Source organism: Sulfitobacter sp. SBS6 (assembly GCF_048285585.1).
GTDB classification, from domain to species: Bacteria; Pseudomonadota; Alphaproteobacteria; order Rhodobacterales; family Rhodobacteraceae; genus Sulfitobacter; species Sulfitobacter pontiacus.
In genome coordinates, this window is the sequence record NZ_JBLWBA010000005.1 from 384,259 (window position 1) to 404,584 (window position 20,326).

Consider the following 20,326-nt stretch of genomic DNA (forward strand, 5'->3'; position numbering starts at 1 on the left):
AGCCAGACTACCCGCCCCCTGCAATTACAAAATCAGCCTTGGGTCACGCAAACAAATCATGCGCCAGTTCAAGCGCCTCGATCAGCGTGTCGATCTCGGCATTGGTGTTGTACATCCCGAAGGACGCGCGGCAGGTGGCGGTCTGGCCCAGATGCTGCATCAGCGGCCCGCAACAATGCTGACCCGCACGTACCGCCACGCCCTTTTTATCCAGAATGGTAGAGATATCATGTGCATGCGCCGCCCCGTCCAGCGTAAAGCTGAAGATCGCGGCCTTGTCCGGCGTGGTGCCCTGCACCTGCACCCAATTCAGCCCCGACAGACGCGACACGGCATAATCGCGCAAGGATGCCTCATGGGCGGCAATATTCTGCATCCCGATGTTCATCATGTAATCCAGCGCCACGCCCATGCCGATGGTCTGCACAATGCCGGGGGTGCCCGCCTCGAACTTCATCGGGGCATCGTTATAGGTGATGCCGTCTTTGGTGACCTCGCGGATCATATCGCCGCCGCCCAGAAACGGGCGCATCTCGGCCATGCGATCGGGGTTGATATAGATCGCGCCGGACCCCGAAGGACCATAAAGCTTGTGACCCGTGATCGCGTAGAAATCGCAGCCGATATCCTGCACGTCCACAGGCATGTGTACCGCCGCCTGCGACCCGTCAACCAAGACGGGCACGCCTTTGGCATGGGCCCCTGCGGTGATCGCCTTGACGTCCACCACCGTGCCCAGAACATTCGACACCTGCGTCACGGCAATGAGCTTGGTCTTGGGGGTGATGGCGTCGATCACGGCTTGCGGATCAAGCGCGCCAGAGGCGTCCACATCGACCCATTTGATCACGACGCCCTGACGCTCGCGCAGGAAATGCCACGGCACGATATTGGCGTGATGTTCCATCACCGACAGGATGATCTCGTCCCCTGCCTGCAGGTTCGGCATGGCCCAACCGTAAGCGACCAGATTGATCCCCTCTGTCGTGCCAGAGGTAAAGACGATGTGATCCTCGTTTCCGGCATTCAGGAACCGCGCCACAGTGCCACGCACGGATTCATACTGATCGGTTGCCAGATTAGAAAGATAGTGCAAGCCGCGGTGAACATTGGAATATTCATGGCTGTACGAGCGGCTGATCGCATCAATCACGACCTGCGGCTTTTGGGCCGAGGCCCCATTGTCGAGATAGACCAGCGGCTTGCCGTTCACCTCGCGCGACAGGATCGGAAAGTCGCTGCGGATGGCGTTTACGTCATACATCAAGAAGCACTCCTTGGGCGGCAACGCCCACGATAGAGAGAAGCAGGCTAAGCCCCAGAACGATGGCCGCCATAGAAATCAGCAAAACGCCGACAGCCTTGCCCAGTCCGGTAAAGTTAAAGGCAGCGGCGATGAAGTTGACCAATATCCAAAGCCCGATCAGGCCCGTCGCCAAAGATGCCAGCACCGACACCCCCGGAGAGATGAACATCAGCAGGAAAATCGCCACCTGCGCGATGATCCGCAGGACCTGCAAGAACACCACCAGTGCCAGCACATCGCCAAGGTCGCCTTCGCCCCCAAGCGCACGCCCGGCCCAGTAAAGCCCGTGGGTCGTGATCACCAGGACCCCCGAGAGCAGGACAAACATCGCCAGCGGGCTGGTAAAGAACGCAGGCATCGCGGGCGTCGGTTGCAGCACCAGACTGACCGAGAAGATCAACGTGTTGATCGCCGCTGCCAGCGCCAGAGCGGTCCACAGCACGTCCCGCCCGAGCTGCCATCCCATGATCTGGTTCGCGGCAGCACGCGGGTCGCGCAGGCTAAGCACGACCAGCTCGGTCAGTACCGATCTTGTATCAGGGGCATTCATGAGCGTGTCCGATATGCGACCAGCAACCCGCTGATCCAAAACCATAAAAACACGCAAAGCCAGACCAGACCGACGATGCGCAATTCGATCCCTTCGCCGACGAACCCTGCCGTCAGCCCGTGCAACAGCACAAGCGGGCTGGACGCCAGCAAGGCCCAGAAAAGCGCCAGACGCGTGCTATAGCCGCTGGGGCGACCGCGCATCACCCTAAGGATGATCTGCGTCCCCGCCGCCAGCATGTAGAAAATCAGCGGCGCGATGAATAGCCATGCCAACAGGGTCGCCCCCAGCAGCATGTCAAGCTCGGTGCCGTTGACATGGGCTTCGCGGGCCAGACGCGGGGTCTGGGCCACGAAAAAGATCAGACACGCGACCATCAGATAGACCAGGTTGCGATCCTCCCGCGGGCCCTGTCCCAACAACCGCCGCACGACGGCGGCGGGGTTGCGGTAGCTGGCCACGATATCGCGTGTCGCCGCCATCAGGCTGCGTGCCGCTCAAGCCACGCGGCAAGCCGTGCGGTGATCTCTTCGCGCAGGGTCTCGTCCTCGATCTCTTCGACGGCCTCGGCCAGGAAGGACAAGGTCAGCAGATCCGTCGCGACGTTATGCGGCACACCGCGCGAGCGTAGATAGAACAGCGCGTCCTCGTCAATCGCCCCCGAAGTGGAGCCGTGCGAACAGGCCACGTCATCGGCGTAGATCTCAAGCTCTGGCTTGGCAAGGAACTGGCTGTCGTCATCCAGCAGCAACGACTGGCTGATCTGGTAGCCATCGGTCTTTTGCGCGTCGGCCTTGACCAGGATCTTCCCTTGGAACACACCGGTCGCCCCGTTGCGCAGTACCTTCTTGAACACCTGACGGCTTTCGCAGTTCACCGCGTCATGGGTGATGAACACTGTGTCGTCATGGTGGAAATCACCCCCGTCGCCCACACAGGCCCCCGCCACATGGGCGGCAGCATCGTCACCCGTCAGCTCGATCACACAATCGTTGCGTGTCATCACGCCATTGGCGGTCAGGGTAAAGGATTTGAACGCGGACTCAGTCCCCAAATGGGTAAAGATATGGGTCGCGGCACGTTGTTCGTGATCGCGGCCTTGGGCGCGCACGTGGTGGAAAGACGCGTTATCCGCGACTTCAACCTCAAGCACACCGTTAAAGCGCGCGGCGACGGGGCCGTTCTCCAGCAGCGTGAATTCAGCGCCGGCGTCCAGCTTGACGACGTGGTGCAGCATGACATCCGCTGTCTCGGAGGTCCGGCGATAAACGATATTCACCGGCTTGGAGACTTTGTCCGTCACATGGATCAACACACCATCGGCGGCAAAAGCCGTGTTCAGCGCCGCCAAGGGGCGTGCCACAGGTGTCTGGCCGTTCTTTTCCAGCGTCCCGTAAAGATCACGCGCCCAATGCAGATCAGCGTCCGCTTGGGCCAGCCGTTCGATGGTGATGCCCTCAAGCGCCAGATCATCCGACGCATCGGCATCAAACACACCGTCAACGAAGACCAGCTTCAGCCGGTCGATCTGATCAAACAGGGCCACGTCTTCGGACGCGCGCACCGCGGCAGAGATCGCCTGCGGCTGGGTCAGCGTATCAGGGCGGGTGTATTTCCAGTATTCGTCACGACGCTCGGGCAGACCTGCCTGTTGCAGACGGGACAACGCATCCTTGCGCGCCGCATCGGACCAGCCCCCTTGGGGCAGGTCCAACGTGGCGATCAACGCCTCGGTCGGGGTTTGTTGTGTCGCTGCTTCGGCCATTACGCCACCTCGGACAGGATGTCGGCATACCCGTTGTTCTCGACTTCCAGCGCCAGCTCGGGGCCGCCGGTCTTGATGATGCGGCCATCAGCCATGATGTGCACCACATCGGGTTTGATGTGGTCCAGCAGACGTTGGTAGTGGGTGATCACAAGGAAACCACGGCCTTCGGTGCGCAGCGCGTTCACGCCGTCAGCAACCAGTTTCATCGCATCGACGTCCAGACCGGAGTCCGTTTCGTCGAGGATGCACATTTTCGGCTCAAGCATCGCCATCTGCAAGATCTCGTTACGCTTCTTCTCACCACCCGAGAAGCCCATGTTCACGGGGCGCTTCAGCATGTCAGCGTCGATCTTCAGCTCTTTGGCGCGGGCGCGCACAACCTTGAGGAATTCCGCGGCAGACATCTCTTCTTCGCCACGGGCCTTGCGCTGCGCATTCACAGCGGTGCGCAGGAAAGTCATGTTGCCAACGCCGGGGATTTCAACGGGATACTGAAAGGCAAGGAACAGGCCAGCGGCGGCGCGCTCTTCTGGCTCAAGGTCCAGCAGGTCGATGTCACCCAGATGGGCGGAGCCTTCGGTGACCTCGTAGCCGTCTTTGCCCGACAGCACATAGGACAGCGTGGATTTACCGGACCCGTTCGGCCCCATGATCGCGTGAACCTTACCGGCTTCGACTTCCAGATCGACACCCTTCAGGATTTGCTTGTCTTCTTCTTCCAGTTTGACCTTCAGGCCTTTGATGCTCAGCATGATGGGTTCCTTTTCTTGCGCTTTGGCGCTGCAATGACAGTGAATTGAGTGAATGAAAACCCCGTCGAGGGGCCGTCATCGGTGTAAGATTTCATGCCGCTCTCCCTGCCTGTAAGGCTTTGGGAAAACGTGCATAAAGAGCGGTGCGGCAGGCATCTATGCCCGCCTGATAGGAAAGCGGTGACAGCGGGTCGGGCAGAACCGCCGTCGGGATGTCCTCGACGTTGATCGGGGCCCGCAGGGGCCGGCCGACCGAGGCCGCGTAATCCAGATATTTCAAGCGCGACTGCCCGATCGGGGCCAGCCAGCTGTTGGGCACGCCGTAGGCATCGGCCACGATCAACCCGTGCAGGGAAGACGCAAACATATGATCACACGCGGCAATCGCCGCGCAGACATCCTGCGCTTGCCCGCGCGGGTCAATCAGCTGATACCGCGCGTCACTGGCGATCAGAGCCTGCAACACAGGGTCATCCACCAGCGAATGATGCGGCACGATGCCGATCTTGCCATTGGGCGCGCGGTCTTGCGGCCACACGGCGTTGATCAACAGACCGGGATCACCGAACTCCGACAGTTCCAACCCCAGCAGCGCGGCAGTGATCGGCCCACGGACCAAGGCGATATCGACATGATCGACAAACCCTGTCCCCTGCACCGGATGCAACAAGCCCGCCCCCCAGATCACCGGGCGGTGATCCTGCGGCTCGCTAAAGTTGCGCTTGACCACCTGCAAAAGCGACCCGATGGCCCAGACTTCCGCCTTGCGCACACCGGCATGCGCCACCGGTCGGCCCGCGACATGGGCGAGCACCACAGGGCTGAGGGCGTCCCCGAAATTCGGGACCGCCTTCCACCAGTGCAGGCGCAAGGGAGTGGTGTCCGCCGATGCCTGCATCAGAGCGCTGCGCCTTTGGTCCCTACGGTGATCATTCGCCATCCCCCTTGCGCAGCACCAACAGGGCCACACGGATTGCAGCGTAAATCATCGCAAAGATCAGCATCTGGAAGAACGTGTTCTCGAAGGCGACGAGCGTCAGCCCGCCCCCGCGAAACAGCGCCATCAGCACCCAGAAAACGAGCGCGGCAATGGTCACGTCCCATGTCAGCTTGCGCATCATCGTGATTACCCCACGGACCCTTCAAGCGAGATCGCAACCAGCGCCTGCGCTTCCATCGCGAACTCCATCGGCAGCGCCTGAAGCACGTCCTTACAGAACCCGTTCACGACCAGGGCAACCGCCTCTTCCTCATCCATGCCGCGCGAACGGCAGTAGAACAGCTGATCGTCGTCTACCTTTGATGTGGTCGCCTCATGCTCCACCCGGCTGCTGTTATTCTTGACCTCGATGTAAGGCACCGTGTGGGCCCCGCATTTGTCGCCGATCAACAAGCTGTCGCACTGGGTATAATTGCGCGATTCCTTGGCTTTGGGGTGCATGGTCACCAAGCCGCGATAGGTGTTCTGCGCCTTGCCCGCCGAAATCCCCTTGGACACGATGCGCGATTTGGTGCGCTTGCCCAGATGGATCATCTTGGTGCCGGTGTCGGCCTGCTGCATGTTGTTTGCGATGGCGATGGAATAGAACTCGCCCTGGCTGTCGTCGCCGCGCAGGATGCAGGACGGGTATTTCCACGTCACGGCAGAGCCGGTTTCGACCTGCGTCCACATCACCTTGGCACGGTCGCCACGGCAGTCTGCACGCTTGGTCACAAAGTTGTAGATCCCGCCCTTGCCGTCTTCATCACCGGGGTACCAGTTCTGAACGGTCGAATATTTCACCTCGGCGTCTTCCTCGATGATGATCTCGACCACCGCGGCGTGCAGCTGGCTCTCGTCGCGCTGCGGCGCGGTACAGCCTTCAAGGTAGGAGACATAGGACCCCTTGTCGGCAATGATCAGCGTGCGTTCAAACTGGCCGGTGTTTTCCGCGTTGATACGGAAATAGGTCGACAGCTCCATCGGACAGCGCACGCCCGGCGGCACATACACGAACGACCCGTCAGAGAAGACGGCCGAGTTCAGCGTCGCATAGAAGTTGTCATTCACCGGCACGACCGAACCAAGGTATTTCTTGACCAACTCGGGGTGCTCGCGGATCGCCTCGGAGATAGAGCAGAAGATCACGCCCGCTTTTTTCAGCTCGTCCTGGAAGGTGGTCCCGACAGAAACAGAGTCAAAAACCGCATCCACAGCCACCTTGCGGGGCTCGTCGCCAATCTTCTCTGCGCCTTCGACGCCTGCCAGAATCGCCTGCTCTTTCAAAGGGATACCCAGCTTCTTGTAGGTCTCCAGCAGCTTGGGATCGACATCATCCAGGCTCTTGGGCTTTTCCGCCATCGATTTCGGACGCGCATAGTAATACTGCTGCTGAAAGTCGATTTCCGGATAGTCGACCATCGCCCAGTTCGGCTCTTTCTTGGTCAGCCAGCGTTCATAGGCCGCCAGACGCCATTCCAGCATCCACTCGGGCTCTTCGTTCTTCTCCGAGATCAGCTTGACGATATCGGCGTTCAGACCCAATGGGGCATAGTCCATCTCGATATCTGTGGACCACCCGTATTTATAGGCACCGCCGACTTCGCGCACGGCATCCACGGTTTCCTGATCAACGCCCTCTTTAACGCCGGTGTTCGGGTCGTCCTTGACCAAAGTGCTATCCATGCTTTTCATCCTTCAACTGGCGGCGCGCATCAAGCGGCCCGCGCCTCGTGTTTCTTCAATTTCGCGGTCCAGGCGTCTGCTAAACGCAAGACCTGTTCTTCTGTGGTGTCCGGCCCAAGCGATACGCGCACGGCACAGGATGCCTCAGCGTCGTCAAACCCCATCGCCGTCAACACCCGGCTTGTCGCCACCTTACCGCTAGAGCACGCAGACCCCGCGCTGATCGCAAAGCCCGCAAGGTCCATCTGCATCACCTGCGTCTCACCGCGCCACCCGGGCGTGATAAAGCAAGAGGTGTTCGGCAAACGCGCCACGTCTTTCCCAACAAAAATAGTCTTCTTTGACGCAGCCTCAAGAGCCTTCTCTAGAACATTTCTAAGTTCTGCAACCCGTTCCCATACGCCATCCGCCAAATCCTGCGCTGCGGCAGCGCACGCAGCCCCGAAACCGGCGATGCCGATGACGTTCTCTGTCCCCGCACGACGGCCCAATTCCTGCCCGCCTCCGCGCAACATCGGCTGCATCAATCCGGGCGTATATTCCGGCCCCGCGATCAGCGCACCGATGCCCTTGGGGCCGCCCAACTTATGCGCCGAGACAGCCAATGACGCATGACGACCCACATCCGAACGCCAGCGCCCCAGATCCGACAACTTGCCCGCCGCTTGCACCGCGTCACGGAACACGCTTGAGGGCGACGCGCCCAAACGCGCCAGCTCGTCCAGCAGGCTTTCCGGCTGCAATACCCCTGTCTCGCTATTGGCACGTTGCAAAAACAGTGTTTTGCCCGCCAAGGCTCCGTCCGGCAGCGCGTTCAAATCCACGTGACCATTGCGACCCACAGGCAATTGTTCGGCCTCCGGGCACCAGATGCGCACGGCTTCATGCTCCACGGCTGCGCCGGCCACATTGCCCGCGTCCTGCACCACCCCCGCAATCGCCTCGGTGGCACCGCTCGTGAAAATCACCTCCGACACATCGCAGCCGACCAAAGCCGCCACCTGCCCGCGTGCCTTCTCGACCATCATCTTGGCCGCACGCCCTTCGGCATGGACGCTGGACGGGTTGCCCGCCACATCCATCGCCGCCAGCATGGCCGCGCGCGCCTCTGCCCGCAGGGGCGTGGTCGCGTTATGATCAAGATATACTCTCACATCAGCTTCCAAATGGTCCTAAATCCCAGGGAGTGTGAGGGACAGCGTCCCTCATTCCGCATCCGCCTCGTCCACGATGGCAAAGAGGTTCGGCACCGCCGGACAGGGGGCAAGCTCGTTCGCGACAACATCCGACAGCCGCGTCTGGTGCAGAAAGACATAGACCTGTGCGCTCAGCCCCTCCCACAGGCGGTTGGTCAGCGACTGCGCCCGGCTGCCCGATGACCCGCCAGAGGCACCGGCCCCCACATGCATCGCATCGACCTTCTCGTCGACCGCCGCCAGAATATCGACAACGCGAATGTCCGACGCGGGCCGCCCCAAGCGGTAGCCGCCGCCCGGACCACGCACCGATGATACCAGTTCGGCCCGGCGCAGCTTGACGAAAAGCTGCTCTAGGTACGGCAGGGAAATCGACTGACGCGTCGCGATATCGCCCAGATTGACCAGACGATCCGCAGGCTGAAGCGCTATATCGGCCAAAGCGACCATCGCATACCGCCCCTTGGTTGACAGCTTCATCGCAGTGTTCCCTTCCCCATAAGCGCCTGTTTGATTGACGACGACGCCTGAAATGCCTAAACGCAAAGTCTGACCCCCAGAAACGGGGATCACACAAGTTAGAACCGTTCTAAACTGCCCTAGCGAATTCGTCAACTATTCCGCTGCACTTAGAACCCCAAGCAGGGACGCTCATGCCCGAGGTTATTTTTCCCGGACCCGAAGGCCGCCTCGAAGGCCGCTACCATCCACAAAAAGAACGCGACGCACCCATCGCCATTCTGCTCCACCCGCATCCACAATTCGGCGGGACGATGAACCATAAGGTCGTGTATAATATGCACTATGCCTTCTACAATATGGGTTTCACCGTTCTGCGCTTCAATTTCCGCGGCGTGGGCCGGAGCCAGGGTGAATACGATCAGGGCGTCGGTGAACTCTCCGATGCGGCCTCGGCGCTGGATTACCTGCAATCGATGAACAACAACTCCAAGCATTGCTGGGTTGCCGGTTTCTCGTTTGGCGCATGGATCGGGATGCAGCTGCTGATGCGCCGCCCCGAGATCACGGGCTTCATCTCTGTCGCGCCACCGGCGAATATGTATGACTTCAGCTTCCTCGCACCCTGCCCGGCCTCCGGTCTGGTGATCAACGGGACCGCTGACCGTGTAGCACCACCCGCAGATACCGTGAACCTCGTGAACAAGTTGCACGAGCAGAAAGGCATCACCATCACCCACCAAGAGATCGAGGGGGCCGGCCACTTCTTTGAAGAGCCGCATATGGAGACGTTGATCACCTCTACCACAGACTACGTGAAGCGCCGCCTGACGGAGACAACCCGCTAATGGCGGATCCGACAGTCGTCGAACTGGCCAACCAAATGGCCGAAGAATGTCTGGCGGTCCAACGCGAAACCGGACAGGAGCGGCTTTTTATGGAAGTTGCTGCTGTTCTGGGCGCGTCGTCGCAGACGATGGAAGAAGCCTTTGTCACGGCGATCCGCACGCGGCTTGCCGCCGCACAGGGGCGTGACTTTATGGCCAAGGCGCTTGCCGCGCACCGTGCAAAGGAAAACTGACGTATGACCACCAGACTTGAGCAGCAGATCGCCTTTCTGAACGAAGCGGACAAGCTCAAGTCGGTCACACGCGGGACCTTGCTTTGCGATGCGTCGCGGGCCGAAAACTCGGCTGAACATAGCTGGCACCTGACGCTTTATGCGCTGGTGCTGGCGGATCAGGCGGGCCCCGATGTCGACATTACCCGCGTGATCAAGATGCTGATCCTGCATGATCTGGTAGAGATTGACGCAGGCGACAACCCGATTTTCGGCAGCTACGACACTGCCGATATGGAAGCGCAGGAACAGCTTGCCGCAGACCGTATTTTTGGCCTCCTTCCCAACGACTTGCGCGACGATCTTCGCGCGACCTGGGAAGAGTTCGAAGCCAATGAGACCCCCACAGCCCGCTTTGCGAAATCGCTCGACCGCTTCCAGCCTCCGATGCAGAACCTCGCGGCGGGCGGCGGCAGCTGGGTTGAATACAACGTAACCGAAGCGCAATTCGTGGAAAAAGTGGGCCGCAAAATCCAGACCGGCGCGCCAGGGCTTTGGGAGTTTGCCCGCGCCCGTGTCTCTGCATGGTTTGCCGCGCGGAGCTAACTGCCCGCCCCCTCTACCCATCATCCCCCACCACGCGTGTCACACGCCTGTCGCAGCGCGATGATATGGGCTAAGCTGCGCAACTCTTTTCAGTATACCATTGCATACCGACTAGGCATTCATGCCTGAATAGGCTATGCGGGTATCAGTATCATTTCAAAGGACCGCAGATGATGACCAAGATCAAAGTGGAAAACCCGATCGTTGAGCTCGACGGTGATGAGATGACCCGCATCATGTGGGATTTCATTAAGAAAAAGCTGATCCTTCCCTATCTCGATGTGGATCTGAAATATTACGATCTGGGGATGGAGGTCCGCGACGAGACCAACGACCAGATCACCATAGACGCGGCCCATGCGATCAAGGAATATGGCGTTGGCGTCAAATGCGCGACCATCACTCCTGACGAGGCTCGGGTCGAGGAATTCGGCCTGAAAGAGATGTGGCGCTCCCCCAACGGGACGATCCGTAACATTCTGGGCGGCGTGATTTTCCGCCAGCCGATCATTTGCAAGAACGTCCCCCGCCTTGTGCCCGGCTGGACCAAACCGATTGTCGTGGGCCGTCATGCCTATGGCGACCAGTATAAAGCGACCGATTTCAAATTTCCCGGCAAGGGCAAGCTGACCCTGAAATTCGTCGGCGAAGACGGGACAGAGATTGAACGCGAGCTTTTCGACGCCCCGGACGCCGGTGTCGTGATGGGGATGTACAACCTTGATAAATCCATCATCGACTTCGCCCGCGCCTCGCTGAACTACGGTTTGAACCTGGGCTGGCCGGTGTATCTGAGCACCAAGAACACGATCCTCAAGCAGTATGACGGCCGTTTCCTTGAGCTGTTCCAGCACATCTACGAGACCGAGTTCGAAGATAAATTCAAAGCGGCGGGCATTACCTATGAACACCGTCTGATCGACGACATGGTCGCCTGCGCGATGAAGTGGAACGGCGGCTATGTGTGGGCCTGCAAGAACTATGACGGCGACGTGCAGTCAGACACCGTCGCGCAGGGGTTCGGCTCGCTCGGGTTGATGACCTCCGTGCTGATGACCCCCGATGGCCAGACGGTCGAGGCTGAAGCCGCCCACGGCACGGTCACCCGCCACTATCGTCAGCACCAGAAGGGCGAGGAAACCTCGACCAACTCCATCGCGTCGATCTACGCATGGACCGGCGGGCTGAAGCACCGCGGCAAGCTGGATGGCAACGCCGAGCTGACACGCTTTGCCGAAACGCTCGAGAAAACCGTGGTGGATACTGTGGAATCGGGCTTCATGACCAAGGACCTCGCGCTGCTGGTCGGCCCCGACCAAGGCTGGCTGACCACAATGGGCTTCCTTGAAAAGGTGGACGAGAACCTGAACAAGGCGCTTGGCGCGCAGTAAGCCGAATGCTCAAATTAAGGGCCATTCCTACCGGGTGGCCCTTTTTCTGTGCACGATCCCCCGCGTGACGTGATGTTATCGGGGAAAATATTATTCTGCACTGCAGCACCCCTAGACAGGTCAACATAGCTGCCCTATCTGAGCGATATGACATATGCTGATCCCCTCCACCATTCTTCACTAGATGATGTTCAAGGCCTCAGCCTTGGGGTCTTTCTCTGCGGTATCGGAATTTTTGTGCTGACCTCTGCCGGTCTGATCACCGGACAGACGGCGGGCTTGGCGGTGATCATCGCCTATCTGACAGGCTATTCCTTTGGCACGGTCTTCTTCCTGATCAACCTGCCGTTCTACTTCCTTGCGTATAAACGGCTTGGGGCCGAGTTCACGATCAAGTCGCTGATTTCCGTGACCATGCTGTCGGTCGTGACCGAATTCCTGCCCTATGGTTTCGCGATCCAGTCGCTCAGCCCTGCCCTCGCGGCGGTGATCTTTGGCGCGCTGGTGGGTCTGGGACTGCTGGCGATGTTCCGCCACAACGGGTCGCTCGGCGGACTTGGGGTGGTGGCCCTACTGGTGCAGGACACCACGGGGTTCAAAGCCGGATGGGTCCAGCTGATCACCGACGCCGTGATCTTTTCAGTCGCCTTGTTCCTGTTTCCAGCCTCCGTCGTGGGCTATTCGCTGCTTGGGGCACTGGTGCTGAACCTGATCATTACCTTCAACCACCGCCGCGACCGCTATATCGCGACCTGATCCACAGACCTGCACCGCTCTTGACACCGGCCCGTGACCGCCGCAGGACTGGGCCGGAAAGCAGCAACGGGGGCGTCAGGATATGCATTACTTTTGGTTGATGATCGCGATCCTGACAGAGACGTTGGGCACCAGCGCTTTGCAAGCCTCGCAACAGTTTACGCGGCTTTGGCCCTCCGTCGGCGTCGTCGTCTGCTATGCGATTTCTTTTTACCTGATGGGGCTGACGCTCAAGGTGATGCCCGTGGGGATCGTCTATGCAATCTGGTCGGGCCTTGGCATCGTCTGCATCGCGGGCATCGGCTATATCGTGTTCGGACAAAAGCTCGACCTCGCCGCGGTGGTGGGCCTGTCGATGATCATCGGCGGCGTGCTGGTCATCCACCTGTTTTCCCACAGTGCCACCCACTGACGCGCGCTTTCTCGGAACCTGCCGCTGGTTTTAGGCGTTAGCGTGTAACGCAACGACCGAAAGTGCCGCATGTTAGACTCACTAAGCTCCGTATGGGGCACCCTCCCCGACCCTTTGCGCAATCAGCTAGAAGGCTACGCCATCGGGTTCTGGAGCGTCCTGCCGCAGCTTATCCTGTCGATCGTTTTCCTGTGTTTTCTCTGGGCCATCATCCGCATCGTTCAGGCCGTCGTGCCCGGCACCCTGCGCCGCGCCCATATGCGGCGGTCGCTTGTTGACGTGATCATGATGCTGATCGTCGTGGGCATGTGGCTCTTCGGGGTGCTGATCGCGGTGACCATCGCATTTCCCACAATCACCCCCGGCAAGGCGCTGACCGCCTTGGGTGTGGGCGGTGTCGCCATCGGTTTCGCCTTCAAGGATGTATTCGAAAACTTCCTCGCCGGTATCTTGCTGCTGATCCGCGAGCCCTTCGCGGTGGAGGATTACATCGAATGCGAAGGGTTCGAGGGTCAGGTCGAAGAGATCACGATCCGCGATACCCATGTGCGCCAAACCGACGGGCAGCTTGTGGTCGCCCCGAACGCGATGTTCTTCAAGAACCCCGTCACCATCCGTACCGCCCGCGATGTGCGCCGGACCACGGTGATCTGCGGCGTGGCCTACGGCGAGGATGTGGATGCCGCGCGCGACGTGATCGCCAATGCGGTGCGCGGCGTGGATGCGGTACGCGACGACGTGCGCGACGTCGAGATCTTTGCGCAGGAATTCGCGGATAGCGCGATCAACTTCGAGGTCACATGGTGGACCGGCTCGCGCCCCATCGACATCCGCAGCAGCCGTGACAAAGTCGTGGCCGCCGTCAAACGCGCGCTGGATGATGCGGGCATCGAGATCCCCTTCCCCTATCGCACGCTGACCTTTAATGAACCGCTGCCCATCCGCGACCAGCGCGACAGCACAGAAGACACAGGCACCGGCGGCTAATCGCCTTTAGGGCTAGCTTTCTGATGCCGGGCACGGTAAGCGCTGCGCAAATGCTGCGGTGCGAGAGCGTGCGCGGCCCCCTCCCGTATCAAAGGCATACCCCAATGGACATGCGTAACATCGCAATCATCGCTCACGTTGACCACGGCAAAACGACGCTGGTTGACGAGCTTCTGAAACAATCCGGCACCTACCGCGAAAACCAGGCCACAACCGAACGCGCGATGGACAGCAACGATCTGGAGCGCGAGCGCGGCATCACGATCTTTGCCAAGCCGACCTCGGTCGTCTGGAACAACACACGCATCAACATCGTCGACACCCCCGGCCACGCCGACTTTGGCGGCGAGGTGGAACGCATCCTGTCGATGGTCGACGGTGTTGTCCTGCTGGTCGACGCGGCTGAAGGCCCGATGCCACAGACCAAATTCGTGACCTCCAAGGCGCTGAAGCTGGGCCTGCGCCCGATCGTTGTGCTGAACAAGGTCGACAAGGCCGACGCGGAGCCTGACCGCGCACTGGACGAATGTTTCGACCTTTTCGCCAGCCTTGACGCGACCGACGAACAGCTTGAATTCCCGCATATGTACGCCTCTGGCCGCTCTGGCTGGGCCGATGCAGAGCTGGACGGCCCGCGCAAAGACCTTAGCGCGCTGTTCGAGCTTGTGCTCAAACATGTCCCCGCGCCCAAGCAGATCGAAAACGCCGACAAGCCCTTCACCATGCTGGCAACCACATTGGGCGGCGACCCCTTCTTGGGCCGTCTGCTGACGGGTCGCGTGGAAACAGGCACGCTGAAAGCCGGCCAAAGCATCAAGGCGATGTCGCGCGACGGCAAACTGATTGAAAACTTCCGCTGCACCAAGATCCTCGCCTTCCGCGGGCTGGAGCAGACAGCCATCGACGTGGCCGAAGCCGGTGACATCGTTTCCATCGCCGGTATGTCCAAGGCAACCGTGGCCGACACGCTGGCCGATACATCGGTGAACGAAGCCATCCCTGCCCAGCCGATCGATCCGCCCACCATCACCGTGACTTTCGGCATCAACGACAGCCCGCTGGCCGGTCGTGACGGCAAGAAAGTCCAGTCCCGCGTGATCCGCGAGCGCCTGATGAAGGAAGCCGAATCCAACGTCGCGATCAAAATCTCCGATACCCCCGGCGGCGACGCCTTCGAGGTTGCCGGTCGTGGCGAATTGCAAATGGGCGTTCTGATCGAGAACATGCGCCGCGAAGGGTTCGAGCTTTCGATCTCGCGCCCGCAGGTTCTGTTCCAGGAGATCGACGGTGTGCGTCACGAGCCCATCGAAGAAGCCACCATCGACGTGGATGACGAATACTCCGGCGCGGTCATCGAAAAGATCACTGGCACCCGTAAGGGCGAGTTGGTTGAAATGAAACCTGCCGGCGCCGGCAAAACCCGCATCATCGCCCATGTCCCGTCGCGCGGGCTGATCGGCTACCACGGTGAATTCCTGACCGACACACGCGGCACAGGCGTCATTAACCGCGTGTTCCATTCCTGGGCACCGCACAAAGGAACGATTCCCGGCCGTCGCGCGGGCGTCCTGATCTCGATGGAGAACGGCACCTCGGTGGCCTTCGCCCTGTGGAACCTTGAAGAACGCGGCAAGATGATGATCGGCGCACAGGCTGACGTCTATACCGGCATGATCATCGGCGAACACAGCCGTGAGAACGATCTTGAGGTGAACCCGCTGAAGGGCAAAAAGCTGACCAACGTCCGCGCCTCGGGCACCGACGAAGCCGTCCGTCTGACCACGCCCATGACCCTGAGCCTGGAAGAAGCCATCGCCTATATCGATGACGACGAGCTGGTTGAAGTGACGCCAAACGCAGTCCGTCTGCGCAAGCGCTATCTGGACCCGCACGAGCGGAAACGGATGGCAAAGTCGGCGTAAACAAAGCGACGCTGGACCGGGGCTTTGCCCCGGACCCCAGGATTTTATACCATTTGGAAAGCGGGGCTGGTTTTGCCCTGCTTTTTTTATGTCTGGCGATGTGTGGGGGGGAGGTTTAGTGGGGTCAGCGGCCTTGCTTGGCCGCTGACAAGAGCTTGGGTGCGGGCTTGGCCAGCTGTGGGCTTAGCCGTCGATCTCTACGACCATCAGCTCGCGTTCCGACGCGTCTTTGGCGTGGCTCAGCGCCTCTTGGTAGGCGTCGGAGTTGTAGCAATCGACCGCATCCTCGACAGAGGCGAAACGGGCCACAACATTGCGCGGGCGTTCCTTGCCTTCAAGCTGCACGAAGCGGCCACCACGGGCCAGAAAGCTGCCCCCATGCGCCGCGATGGCGGGGCCAGCAAGCTTGGCGTATTTACCGTAGGCGTCCTCGTCAGTAACCGTGACATGTGCAATCCACAAAGCGGGCATAGTTTATCCTTTCAGAACATTTTCGGCTGCGGCAATCGCGGCCTCGGCGTTTGCGACATCTTTGGCGCCACCCTGGGCCATTTCAGGACGGCCACCGCCACCCTTGCCGCCCAGTTCGGCAACGACTGTCTTGACGATATCAACCGCCGAGATCGTGGCGGCCAGATCGGAGGTCACACCCGCCGCAACCGCTGCCTTGCCGTCTGCATCAGCGATCAGCAGCACCGCACCGGACCCGAGCTTGGCCTTATGTTCGTCGATCAGCGCGGGAAGATCTTTGCCGGTCACACCGTTGACCACCTGCGCGATGAACTTGATCCCGTTCACCTCGCGCGGGGCCGCGGCACCGGCATCGCCACCGCCCGACATGGCCAGCTCGCGGCGCAGCTGAGCGACCTCGTTGGCCAAGGCGCGGCGTTCGTCCAGCAAGGCACGGACGCGATCGGGCACATCCGCGGTCGAGGTCTTGAGCTCTGCTGCGACGCGGGTCAGCGCGGTTTCCTGCGTGCGCAGCCACTTGAGGGCTTCGGTGCCGGTCAGCGCTTCGATCCGGCGGATGCCCGAGCTGCTGGAGCTGTCGCCCAATAGCACAAAGGCCCCGATGTCACCGGTCTGGCGCACGTGGGTACCACCGCAGAGTTCCAGCGAATAGGTCTGCTTGTCCGCGCCCTTGCCCGAACCGGCCTCGCGGCCCATAGAAACAACCCGCACCTCGTCGCCATACTTCTCGCCAAAGAGCGCCTGCGCCCCCATCTCGCGCGCGTCATCCGGGGTCATGATCCGGGTTTCCACGGCGGTGTTCTGGCGGATGTAGCTGTTCACTTCCTCCTCGACCGCGGCCAGTTGGTCGGCCGTCATCGGGTGGTTATGGCTATAATCAAACCGCAAACGATCCGCCGCATTCAAAGAGCCACGCTGCATCACGTGATCCCCCAAGGTCTTGCGCAGCGCCTCGTTCAGCAGGTGTGTGGCGGAGTGGTTCGCACGGATCGAGGTCCGCCGCGCGTGGTCCACATCCAAGACCGCGGCCTGAGAGGTCTTGACTGTGCCCTCTGTCACCTCGCCGATATGGATGAAGACGCCCGCGGTCTTGCGCGTGTCGGTCACCGTGACCACGCCGCTGTCGGTTCTGATCGTGCCGGTGTCCCCGACCTGACCGCCGCTTTCGGCATAAAACGGTGTCTGGTTCAGCGCGATCTGAACGGCGTCGCCCTGTTTCACCTCGGCAACCTGCGCACCGTCCTGGATCAGCGCAAGGATCTGCCCCTCGGCGGTTTCGGTATCATAGCCCAGAAAATCGGTGGTGCCGGATTTTTCGGCCACATCGAACCAAATGGTCGCATCCGCCGCTTCGCCCGAACCGGACCATGCGGCACGCGCCTTGGCCTTTTGCGCATCCATCGCGGCGTTGAAGCCTTCAAGGTCAACCTTGCGGTCCTGTTCGCGCAGGGCATCCTGCGTCAGATCGACCGGGAAGCCGTAGGTGTCATAGAGTTTGAACGCGGCCTCGCCCGGCAGATCGGCACCGGCGGGCAGGCCCTTGAGTTCGTCATCCAGCAGCTTCAGGCCGCGGTCCAACGTTTGTTTGAAGCGCGTTTCTTCCAGCAGCAGTGTCTCTGTAATCAGTGACTGCGCCTGCCCCAGTTCGGGGTAGGCCCCGCCCATCTGACGCACCAGTTCGGGCACAAGGCGGTGCATCAACGGGTCTTTCAGCCCCAGCAAATGCGCGTGACGCATCGCCCGGCGCATAATCCGCCGCAACACATAGCCCCGCCCGTCGTTCGACGGCATCACCCCGTCCGCGATCAGGAAGGAGGTCGACCGCAGGTGGTCGGCGATCACGCGGTGGTGCGTCTTGCCCGGGCCATCCGGATCGGTGCTGGAGGCATGGGCGCTCGCCTCGATCAGGTTGCGCATCAGGTCGGTGGCATAGTTGTCGTTCGTGCCCTGCAGCAGCGCCGCGACCCGCTCGATCCCCATGCCAGTGTCGATCGATTGGTTCGGCAGTGCGGTGCGGCTGCCATCCTCGAACTGTTCATACTGCATGAAAACGAGGTTCCAGATTTCAACAAACCGGTCGCCGTCTTCCTCTGGCGATCCGGGAGGGCCGCCCCAGATGTGATCCCCGTGGTCGTAAAAAATCTCGGAGCATGGGCCGCAAGGGCCGGTCGGCCCCATCATCCAGAAGTTGTCATCTGTCGCGATGCGAATGATCCGGTCGTCCGGCAGCCCGGCGACTTTCTTCCAGATCTCCGCAGCCTCGTCGTCGGTATGGTAAACGGTCACGTAAAGACGGTTGGGATCAATGCCCAGTTCTTTGGTAATCAGCTCCCATGAAAACGCGATGGCCTCGGCCTTGAAATAGTCGCCAAAGCTGAAGTTCCCAAGCATTTCAAAGAAGGTATGGTGCCGCGCCGTATAGCCCACATTGTCAAGGTCATTATGTTTGCCCCCGGCGCGCACGCATTTCTGCGCTGTTGTCGCACGCGAATAATCGCGGGTTTCGACGCCGGTAAACAGGTTCTTGAACTGCACCATGCCGGAGTTCGCGAACATCAGCGTGGGGTCGTTTCGCGGCACCAGCGGGCTGGACGGCTGGATCGAGTGACCCTGCTTTTCAAAATAACCAAGGAAGGTTGATCGGATATCGTTGAGCGTCTTCATATGCGGGGCCTTTCGAGGGGCAAAAACAATTACCTTCGAATACCCTCGCGACAGAGCACTGTCCACAGGCAGCCCCCATGAAAAAAGGCGCGCCCTGGGGGCACGCCTTTTCTAACCACTTGCGGTGCAAGCCTTTACGCTTCGAGGATATCCGCGTCGTCGCTGTCGGAGCCGTCGAAGTCCAGCCCATGGGCCGCGCGGATCTTGTCTTCGATCTCATTTGCCATGGCGGTGTTCTCTTTCAGGAAGGTCTTGGCGTTTTCACGCCCCTGCCCGATCCGTTCATCGCCATAGCTGAACCACGATCCCGATTTATCAACCACGCCAGCCTTGACCCCTAGATCCAGCAGCTCGCCCATCTTGGAGATCCCTTCCCCATACATGATGTCGAATTCGACCTGCTTGAACGGTGCGGCCACCTTGTTCTTGACGATCTTGACCCGTGTGGCATTGCCGACCACCTCGTCACGATCCTTGAGCGCGCCAATGCGGCGGATGTCCAGACGCACGGAAGAATAGAATTTCAACGCGTTCCCGCCGGTCGTCGTTTCGGGCGACCCGAACATAACGCCGATTTTCATCCGGATCTGGTTGATGAAAATCACCATGCAGTTCGACCGCGAGATCGAGCCTGTCAGCTTACGCATTGCCTGGCTCATCAGACGGGCCTGCACCCCGACAGAGCTGTCGCCCATATCGCCTTCCAGCTCGGACTTTGGCGTCAGCGCCGCAACGGAGTCGACCACCACCATATTCACCGCACCAGAGCGGACCAACGTATCCGTAATTTCAAGCGCTTGTTCGCCGGTGTCAGGCTGGGAAATCAGCAGCTCGTCGATATCAACGCCCAGTTTGCGCGCGTATTGCGGATCAAGCGCGTGTTCCGCGTCAACAAAGGCACAAACGCCGCCGTTTTTCTGCTGCTCCGCAACACAATGCAGGGTCAATGTGGTCTTACCCGAGGATTCCGGGCCGTAAATCTCGATGATCCGCCCCATGGGCAGACCGCCGATACCAAGCGCGATATCCAGCCCCAACGAACCGGTCGAGCTTGCCTTGATGTCCTGAATGGCCCCTTCGGCCCCCAGCTTCATGATCGACCCTTTGCCGAACTGGCGTTCAATCTGTGCCAGCGCGCTGTCCAGGGCCTTTTGCTTCTCAGCTTGTTTCTTGTTGTCCATAGTCAAAAGATCTGCCGTTGCCATGATAGGTTATCCTCTTACTGTCACAGTGGTCTGCAAGCCGCAATCATCATGCCCCGACCATCTTGATGTTCTTTCTATGTTCCATATGAGATCAAAATGAGAACATTACAATGTATTTGTTTGCCCTTTCATCTATTTATTGAACTGATTAACATT

The 20,326-nt window shown here is 60.1% G+C and carries 21 protein-coding genes; 8 read left to right on the forward strand and 13 right to left on the reverse strand.

The annotated features are described in order from the left end of the window. Positions 1 to 43: 43 nt before the first annotated feature. From ACNQ62_RS05240 to ACNQ62_RS05285, 10 genes are all read right to left on the reverse strand, one after another. Positions 44 to 1,264: a cysteine desulfurase gene (locus ACNQ62_RS05240; protein WP_341204978.1), complete on the reverse strand. Its 1,221-nt coding sequence runs from the start codon at positions 1,262 to 1,264 to the stop codon at positions 44 to 46. Further along, the gene (locus ACNQ62_RS05245; protein WP_064215756.1) at positions 1,257 to 1,856 is read right to left on the reverse strand and encodes a Yip1 family protein; all 600 of its coding nucleotides are present in this window, start codon (positions 1,854 to 1,856) and stop codon (positions 1,257 to 1,259) included. Before ACNQ62_RS05245 ends, ACNQ62_RS05240 begins: the two co-directional genes overlap by 8 nt. Continuing rightward, positions 1,853 to 2,338, reverse strand: a complete 486-nt coding sequence (locus tag ACNQ62_RS05250; protein ID WP_005853239.1) for a hypothetical protein — start codon at positions 2,336 to 2,338, stop codon at positions 1,853 to 1,855. Before ACNQ62_RS05250 ends, ACNQ62_RS05245 begins: the two co-directional genes overlap by 4 nt. Continuing rightward, a complete protein-coding gene (gene sufD, locus ACNQ62_RS05255) occupies positions 2,338 to 3,621 on the reverse strand; it encodes a Fe-S cluster assembly protein SufD (RefSeq protein WP_418094354.1) in 1,284 nt (427 codons plus the stop codon). Before sufD ends, ACNQ62_RS05250 begins: the two co-directional genes overlap by 1 nt. After that, the gene (gene sufC, locus ACNQ62_RS05260; RefSeq protein ID WP_005853235.1) at positions 3,621 to 4,376 is read right to left on the reverse strand and encodes a Fe-S cluster assembly ATPase SufC; all 756 of its coding nucleotides are present in this window, start codon (positions 4,374 to 4,376) and stop codon (positions 3,621 to 3,623) included. Before sufC ends, sufD begins: the two co-directional genes overlap by 1 nt. 91 nt (positions 4,377 to 4,467) lie before the next feature. Further along, positions 4,468 to 5,274 (reverse strand): polysaccharide pyruvyl transferase family protein, encoded by an 807-nt coding sequence (locus ACNQ62_RS05265; protein WP_418094355.1) that lies wholly within the window; start codon positions 5,272 to 5,274, stop codon positions 4,468 to 4,470. Positions 5,275 to 5,305: 31 nt separating this feature from the next. Next, the gene (locus ACNQ62_RS05270) at positions 5,306 to 5,497 is read right to left on the reverse strand and encodes a hypothetical protein (RefSeq protein WP_005853232.1); all 192 of its coding nucleotides are present in this window, start codon (positions 5,495 to 5,497) and stop codon (positions 5,306 to 5,308) included. Between the two features lie 5 nt (positions 5,498 to 5,502). Continuing rightward, positions 5,503 to 7,041, reverse strand: a complete 1,539-nt coding sequence (sufB, locus tag ACNQ62_RS05275; RefSeq protein ID WP_005853229.1) for a Fe-S cluster assembly protein SufB — start codon at positions 7,039 to 7,041, stop codon at positions 5,503 to 5,505. Between the two features lie 29 nt (positions 7,042 to 7,070). After that, entirely contained in the window at positions 7,071 to 8,195 is a 1,125-nt protein-coding gene (locus tag ACNQ62_RS05280; RefSeq protein ID WP_418094356.1) for a cysteine desulfurase family protein, read from the reverse strand. 51 nt (positions 8,196 to 8,246) lie between these two features. After that, on the reverse strand, positions 8,247 to 8,717 hold the full coding sequence (locus ACNQ62_RS05285; protein ID WP_132996685.1) for an Rrf2 family transcriptional regulator: 471 nt from the start codon (positions 8,715 to 8,717) through the stop codon (positions 8,247 to 8,249). Between the two features lie 173 nt (positions 8,718 to 8,890). Between ACNQ62_RS05285 and ACNQ62_RS05290 the strand changes: the two genes are divergently transcribed. From ACNQ62_RS05290 to typA, 8 genes are all read left to right on the forward strand, one after another. Continuing rightward, positions 8,891 to 9,544, forward strand: coding sequence for an alpha/beta hydrolase (locus ACNQ62_RS05290; protein ID WP_005853224.1), 654 nt, complete (start codon positions 8,891 to 8,893; stop codon positions 9,542 to 9,544). Beyond that, complete coding sequence (locus tag ACNQ62_RS05295) at positions 9,544 to 9,777, forward strand: hypothetical protein (protein ID WP_260002278.1); 234 nt, start codon at positions 9,544 to 9,546, stop codon at positions 9,775 to 9,777. The genes ACNQ62_RS05290 and ACNQ62_RS05295 overlap by 1 nt, the downstream gene beginning before the upstream one ends. 3 nt (positions 9,778 to 9,780) lie before the next feature. Continuing rightward, positions 9,781 to 10,362 carry an HD domain-containing protein gene (locus ACNQ62_RS05300; RefSeq protein WP_132996686.1) on the forward strand — a complete coding sequence of 194 codons (582 nt, stop codon included), beginning with the start codon at positions 9,781 to 9,783 and terminating at the stop codon, positions 10,360 to 10,362. Between the two features lie 173 nt (positions 10,363 to 10,535). Continuing rightward, positions 10,536 to 11,753 carry an NADP-dependent isocitrate dehydrogenase gene (locus tag ACNQ62_RS05305; RefSeq protein ID WP_009826912.1) on the forward strand — a complete coding sequence of 406 codons (1,218 nt, stop codon included), beginning with the start codon at positions 10,536 to 10,538 and terminating at the stop codon, positions 11,751 to 11,753. Positions 11,754 to 11,900: 147 nt separating this feature from the next. Continuing rightward, complete coding sequence (locus tag ACNQ62_RS05310) at positions 11,901 to 12,509, forward strand: YitT family protein (RefSeq protein WP_005853215.1); 609 nt, start codon at positions 11,901 to 11,903, stop codon at positions 12,507 to 12,509. Positions 12,510 to 12,591: 82 nt separating this feature from the next. Next, a complete protein-coding gene (locus ACNQ62_RS05315; RefSeq protein WP_005853213.1) occupies positions 12,592 to 12,921 on the forward strand; it encodes a DMT family transporter in 330 nt (109 codons plus the stop codon). A gap of 114 nt (positions 12,922 to 13,035) precedes the next feature. Further along, positions 13,036 to 13,908, forward strand: coding sequence for a mechanosensitive ion channel family protein (locus ACNQ62_RS05320; protein WP_418094694.1), 873 nt, complete (start codon positions 13,036 to 13,038; stop codon positions 13,906 to 13,908). A gap of 104 nt (positions 13,909 to 14,012) precedes the next feature. Further along, positions 14,013 to 15,830: a translational GTPase TypA gene (gene typA / locus ACNQ62_RS05325; RefSeq protein ID WP_037944140.1), complete on the forward strand. Its 1,818-nt coding sequence runs from the start codon at positions 14,013 to 14,015 to the stop codon at positions 15,828 to 15,830. A 183-nt stretch (positions 15,831 to 16,013) separates the two neighbouring features. Here typA and ACNQ62_RS05330 read toward each other — a convergent pair whose 3' ends face one another. The 3 genes from ACNQ62_RS05330 to recA form a co-directional block, all read right to left on the reverse strand. Beyond that, positions 16,014 to 16,301, reverse strand: coding sequence for a DUF1330 domain-containing protein (locus tag ACNQ62_RS05330; RefSeq protein ID WP_009826907.1), 288 nt, complete (start codon positions 16,299 to 16,301; stop codon positions 16,014 to 16,016). 3 nt (positions 16,302 to 16,304) lie between these two features. Next, entirely contained in the window at positions 16,305 to 18,965 is a 2,661-nt protein-coding gene (gene alaS, locus ACNQ62_RS05335; protein ID WP_418094357.1) for an alanine--tRNA ligase, read from the reverse strand. Positions 18,966 to 19,099: 134 nt separating this feature from the next. Next, positions 19,100 to 20,170, reverse strand: coding sequence for a recombinase RecA (recA, locus tag ACNQ62_RS05340; protein WP_005853202.1), 1,071 nt, complete (start codon positions 20,168 to 20,170; stop codon positions 19,100 to 19,102). Positions 20,171 to 20,326: the final 156 nt, after the last annotated feature.

Bases quoted from the DNA above. Each gene is read 5' to 3' on its own strand.
- ACNQ62_RS05240 (WP_341204978.1), bottom strand. From the start codon at position 1,264: ATGTATGACGTAAACGCCATCCGCAGCGACTTTCCGATCCTGTCGCGC.
- ACNQ62_RS05245 (WP_064215756.1), bottom strand. From the start codon at position 1,856: ATGAATGCCCCTGATACAAGATCGGTACTGACCGAGCTGGTCGTGCTT.
- ACNQ62_RS05250 (WP_005853239.1), bottom strand. From the start codon at position 2,338: ATGGCGGCGACACGCGATATCGTGGCCAGCTACCGCAACCCCGCCGCC.
- sufD (WP_418094354.1), bottom strand. From the start codon at position 3,621: ATGGCCGAAGCAGCGACACAACAAACCCCGACCGAGGCGTTGATCGCC.
- sufC (WP_005853235.1), bottom strand. From the start codon at position 4,376: ATGCTGAGCATCAAAGGCCTGAAGGTCAAACTGGAAGAAGAAGACAAG.
- ACNQ62_RS05265 (WP_418094355.1), bottom strand. From the start codon at position 5,274: ATGCAGGCATCGGCGGACACCACTCCCTTGCGCCTGCACTGGTGGAAG.
- ACNQ62_RS05270 (WP_005853232.1), bottom strand. From the start codon at position 5,497: ATGATGCGCAAGCTGACATGGGACGTGACCATTGCCGCGCTCGTTTTC.
- sufB (WP_005853229.1), bottom strand. From the start codon at position 7,041: ATGGATAGCACTTTGGTCAAGGACGACCCGAACACCGGCGTTAAAGAG.
- ACNQ62_RS05285 (WP_132996685.1), bottom strand. From the start codon at position 8,717: ATGAAGCTGTCAACCAAGGGGCGGTATGCGATGGTCGCTTTGGCCGAT.
- ACNQ62_RS05290 (WP_005853224.1), top strand. From the start codon at position 8,891: ATGCCCGAGGTTATTTTTCCCGGACCCGAAGGCCGCCTCGAAGGCCGC.
- ACNQ62_RS05295 (WP_260002278.1), top strand. From the start codon at position 9,544: ATGGCGGATCCGACAGTCGTCGAACTGGCCAACCAAATGGCCGAAGAA.
- ACNQ62_RS05300 (WP_132996686.1), top strand. From the start codon at position 9,781: ATGACCACCAGACTTGAGCAGCAGATCGCCTTTCTGAACGAAGCGGAC.
- ACNQ62_RS05305 (WP_009826912.1), top strand. From the start codon at position 10,536: ATGACCAAGATCAAAGTGGAAAACCCGATCGTTGAGCTCGACGGTGAT.
- ACNQ62_RS05310 (WP_005853215.1), top strand. From the start codon at position 11,901: ATGACATATGCTGATCCCCTCCACCATTCTTCACTAGATGATGTTCAA.
- ACNQ62_RS05315 (WP_005853213.1), top strand. From the start codon at position 12,592: ATGCATTACTTTTGGTTGATGATCGCGATCCTGACAGAGACGTTGGGC.
- typA (WP_037944140.1), top strand. From the start codon at position 14,013: ATGGACATGCGTAACATCGCAATCATCGCTCACGTTGACCACGGCAAA.
- ACNQ62_RS05330 (WP_009826907.1), bottom strand. From the start codon at position 16,301: ATGCCCGCTTTGTGGATTGCACATGTCACGGTTACTGACGAGGACGCC.
- alaS (WP_418094357.1), bottom strand. From the start codon at position 18,965: ATGAAGACGCTCAACGATATCCGATCAACCTTCCTTGGTTATTTTGAA.
- recA (WP_005853202.1), bottom strand. From the start codon at position 20,170: ATGGCAACGGCAGATCTTTTGACTATGGACAACAAGAAACAAGCTGAG.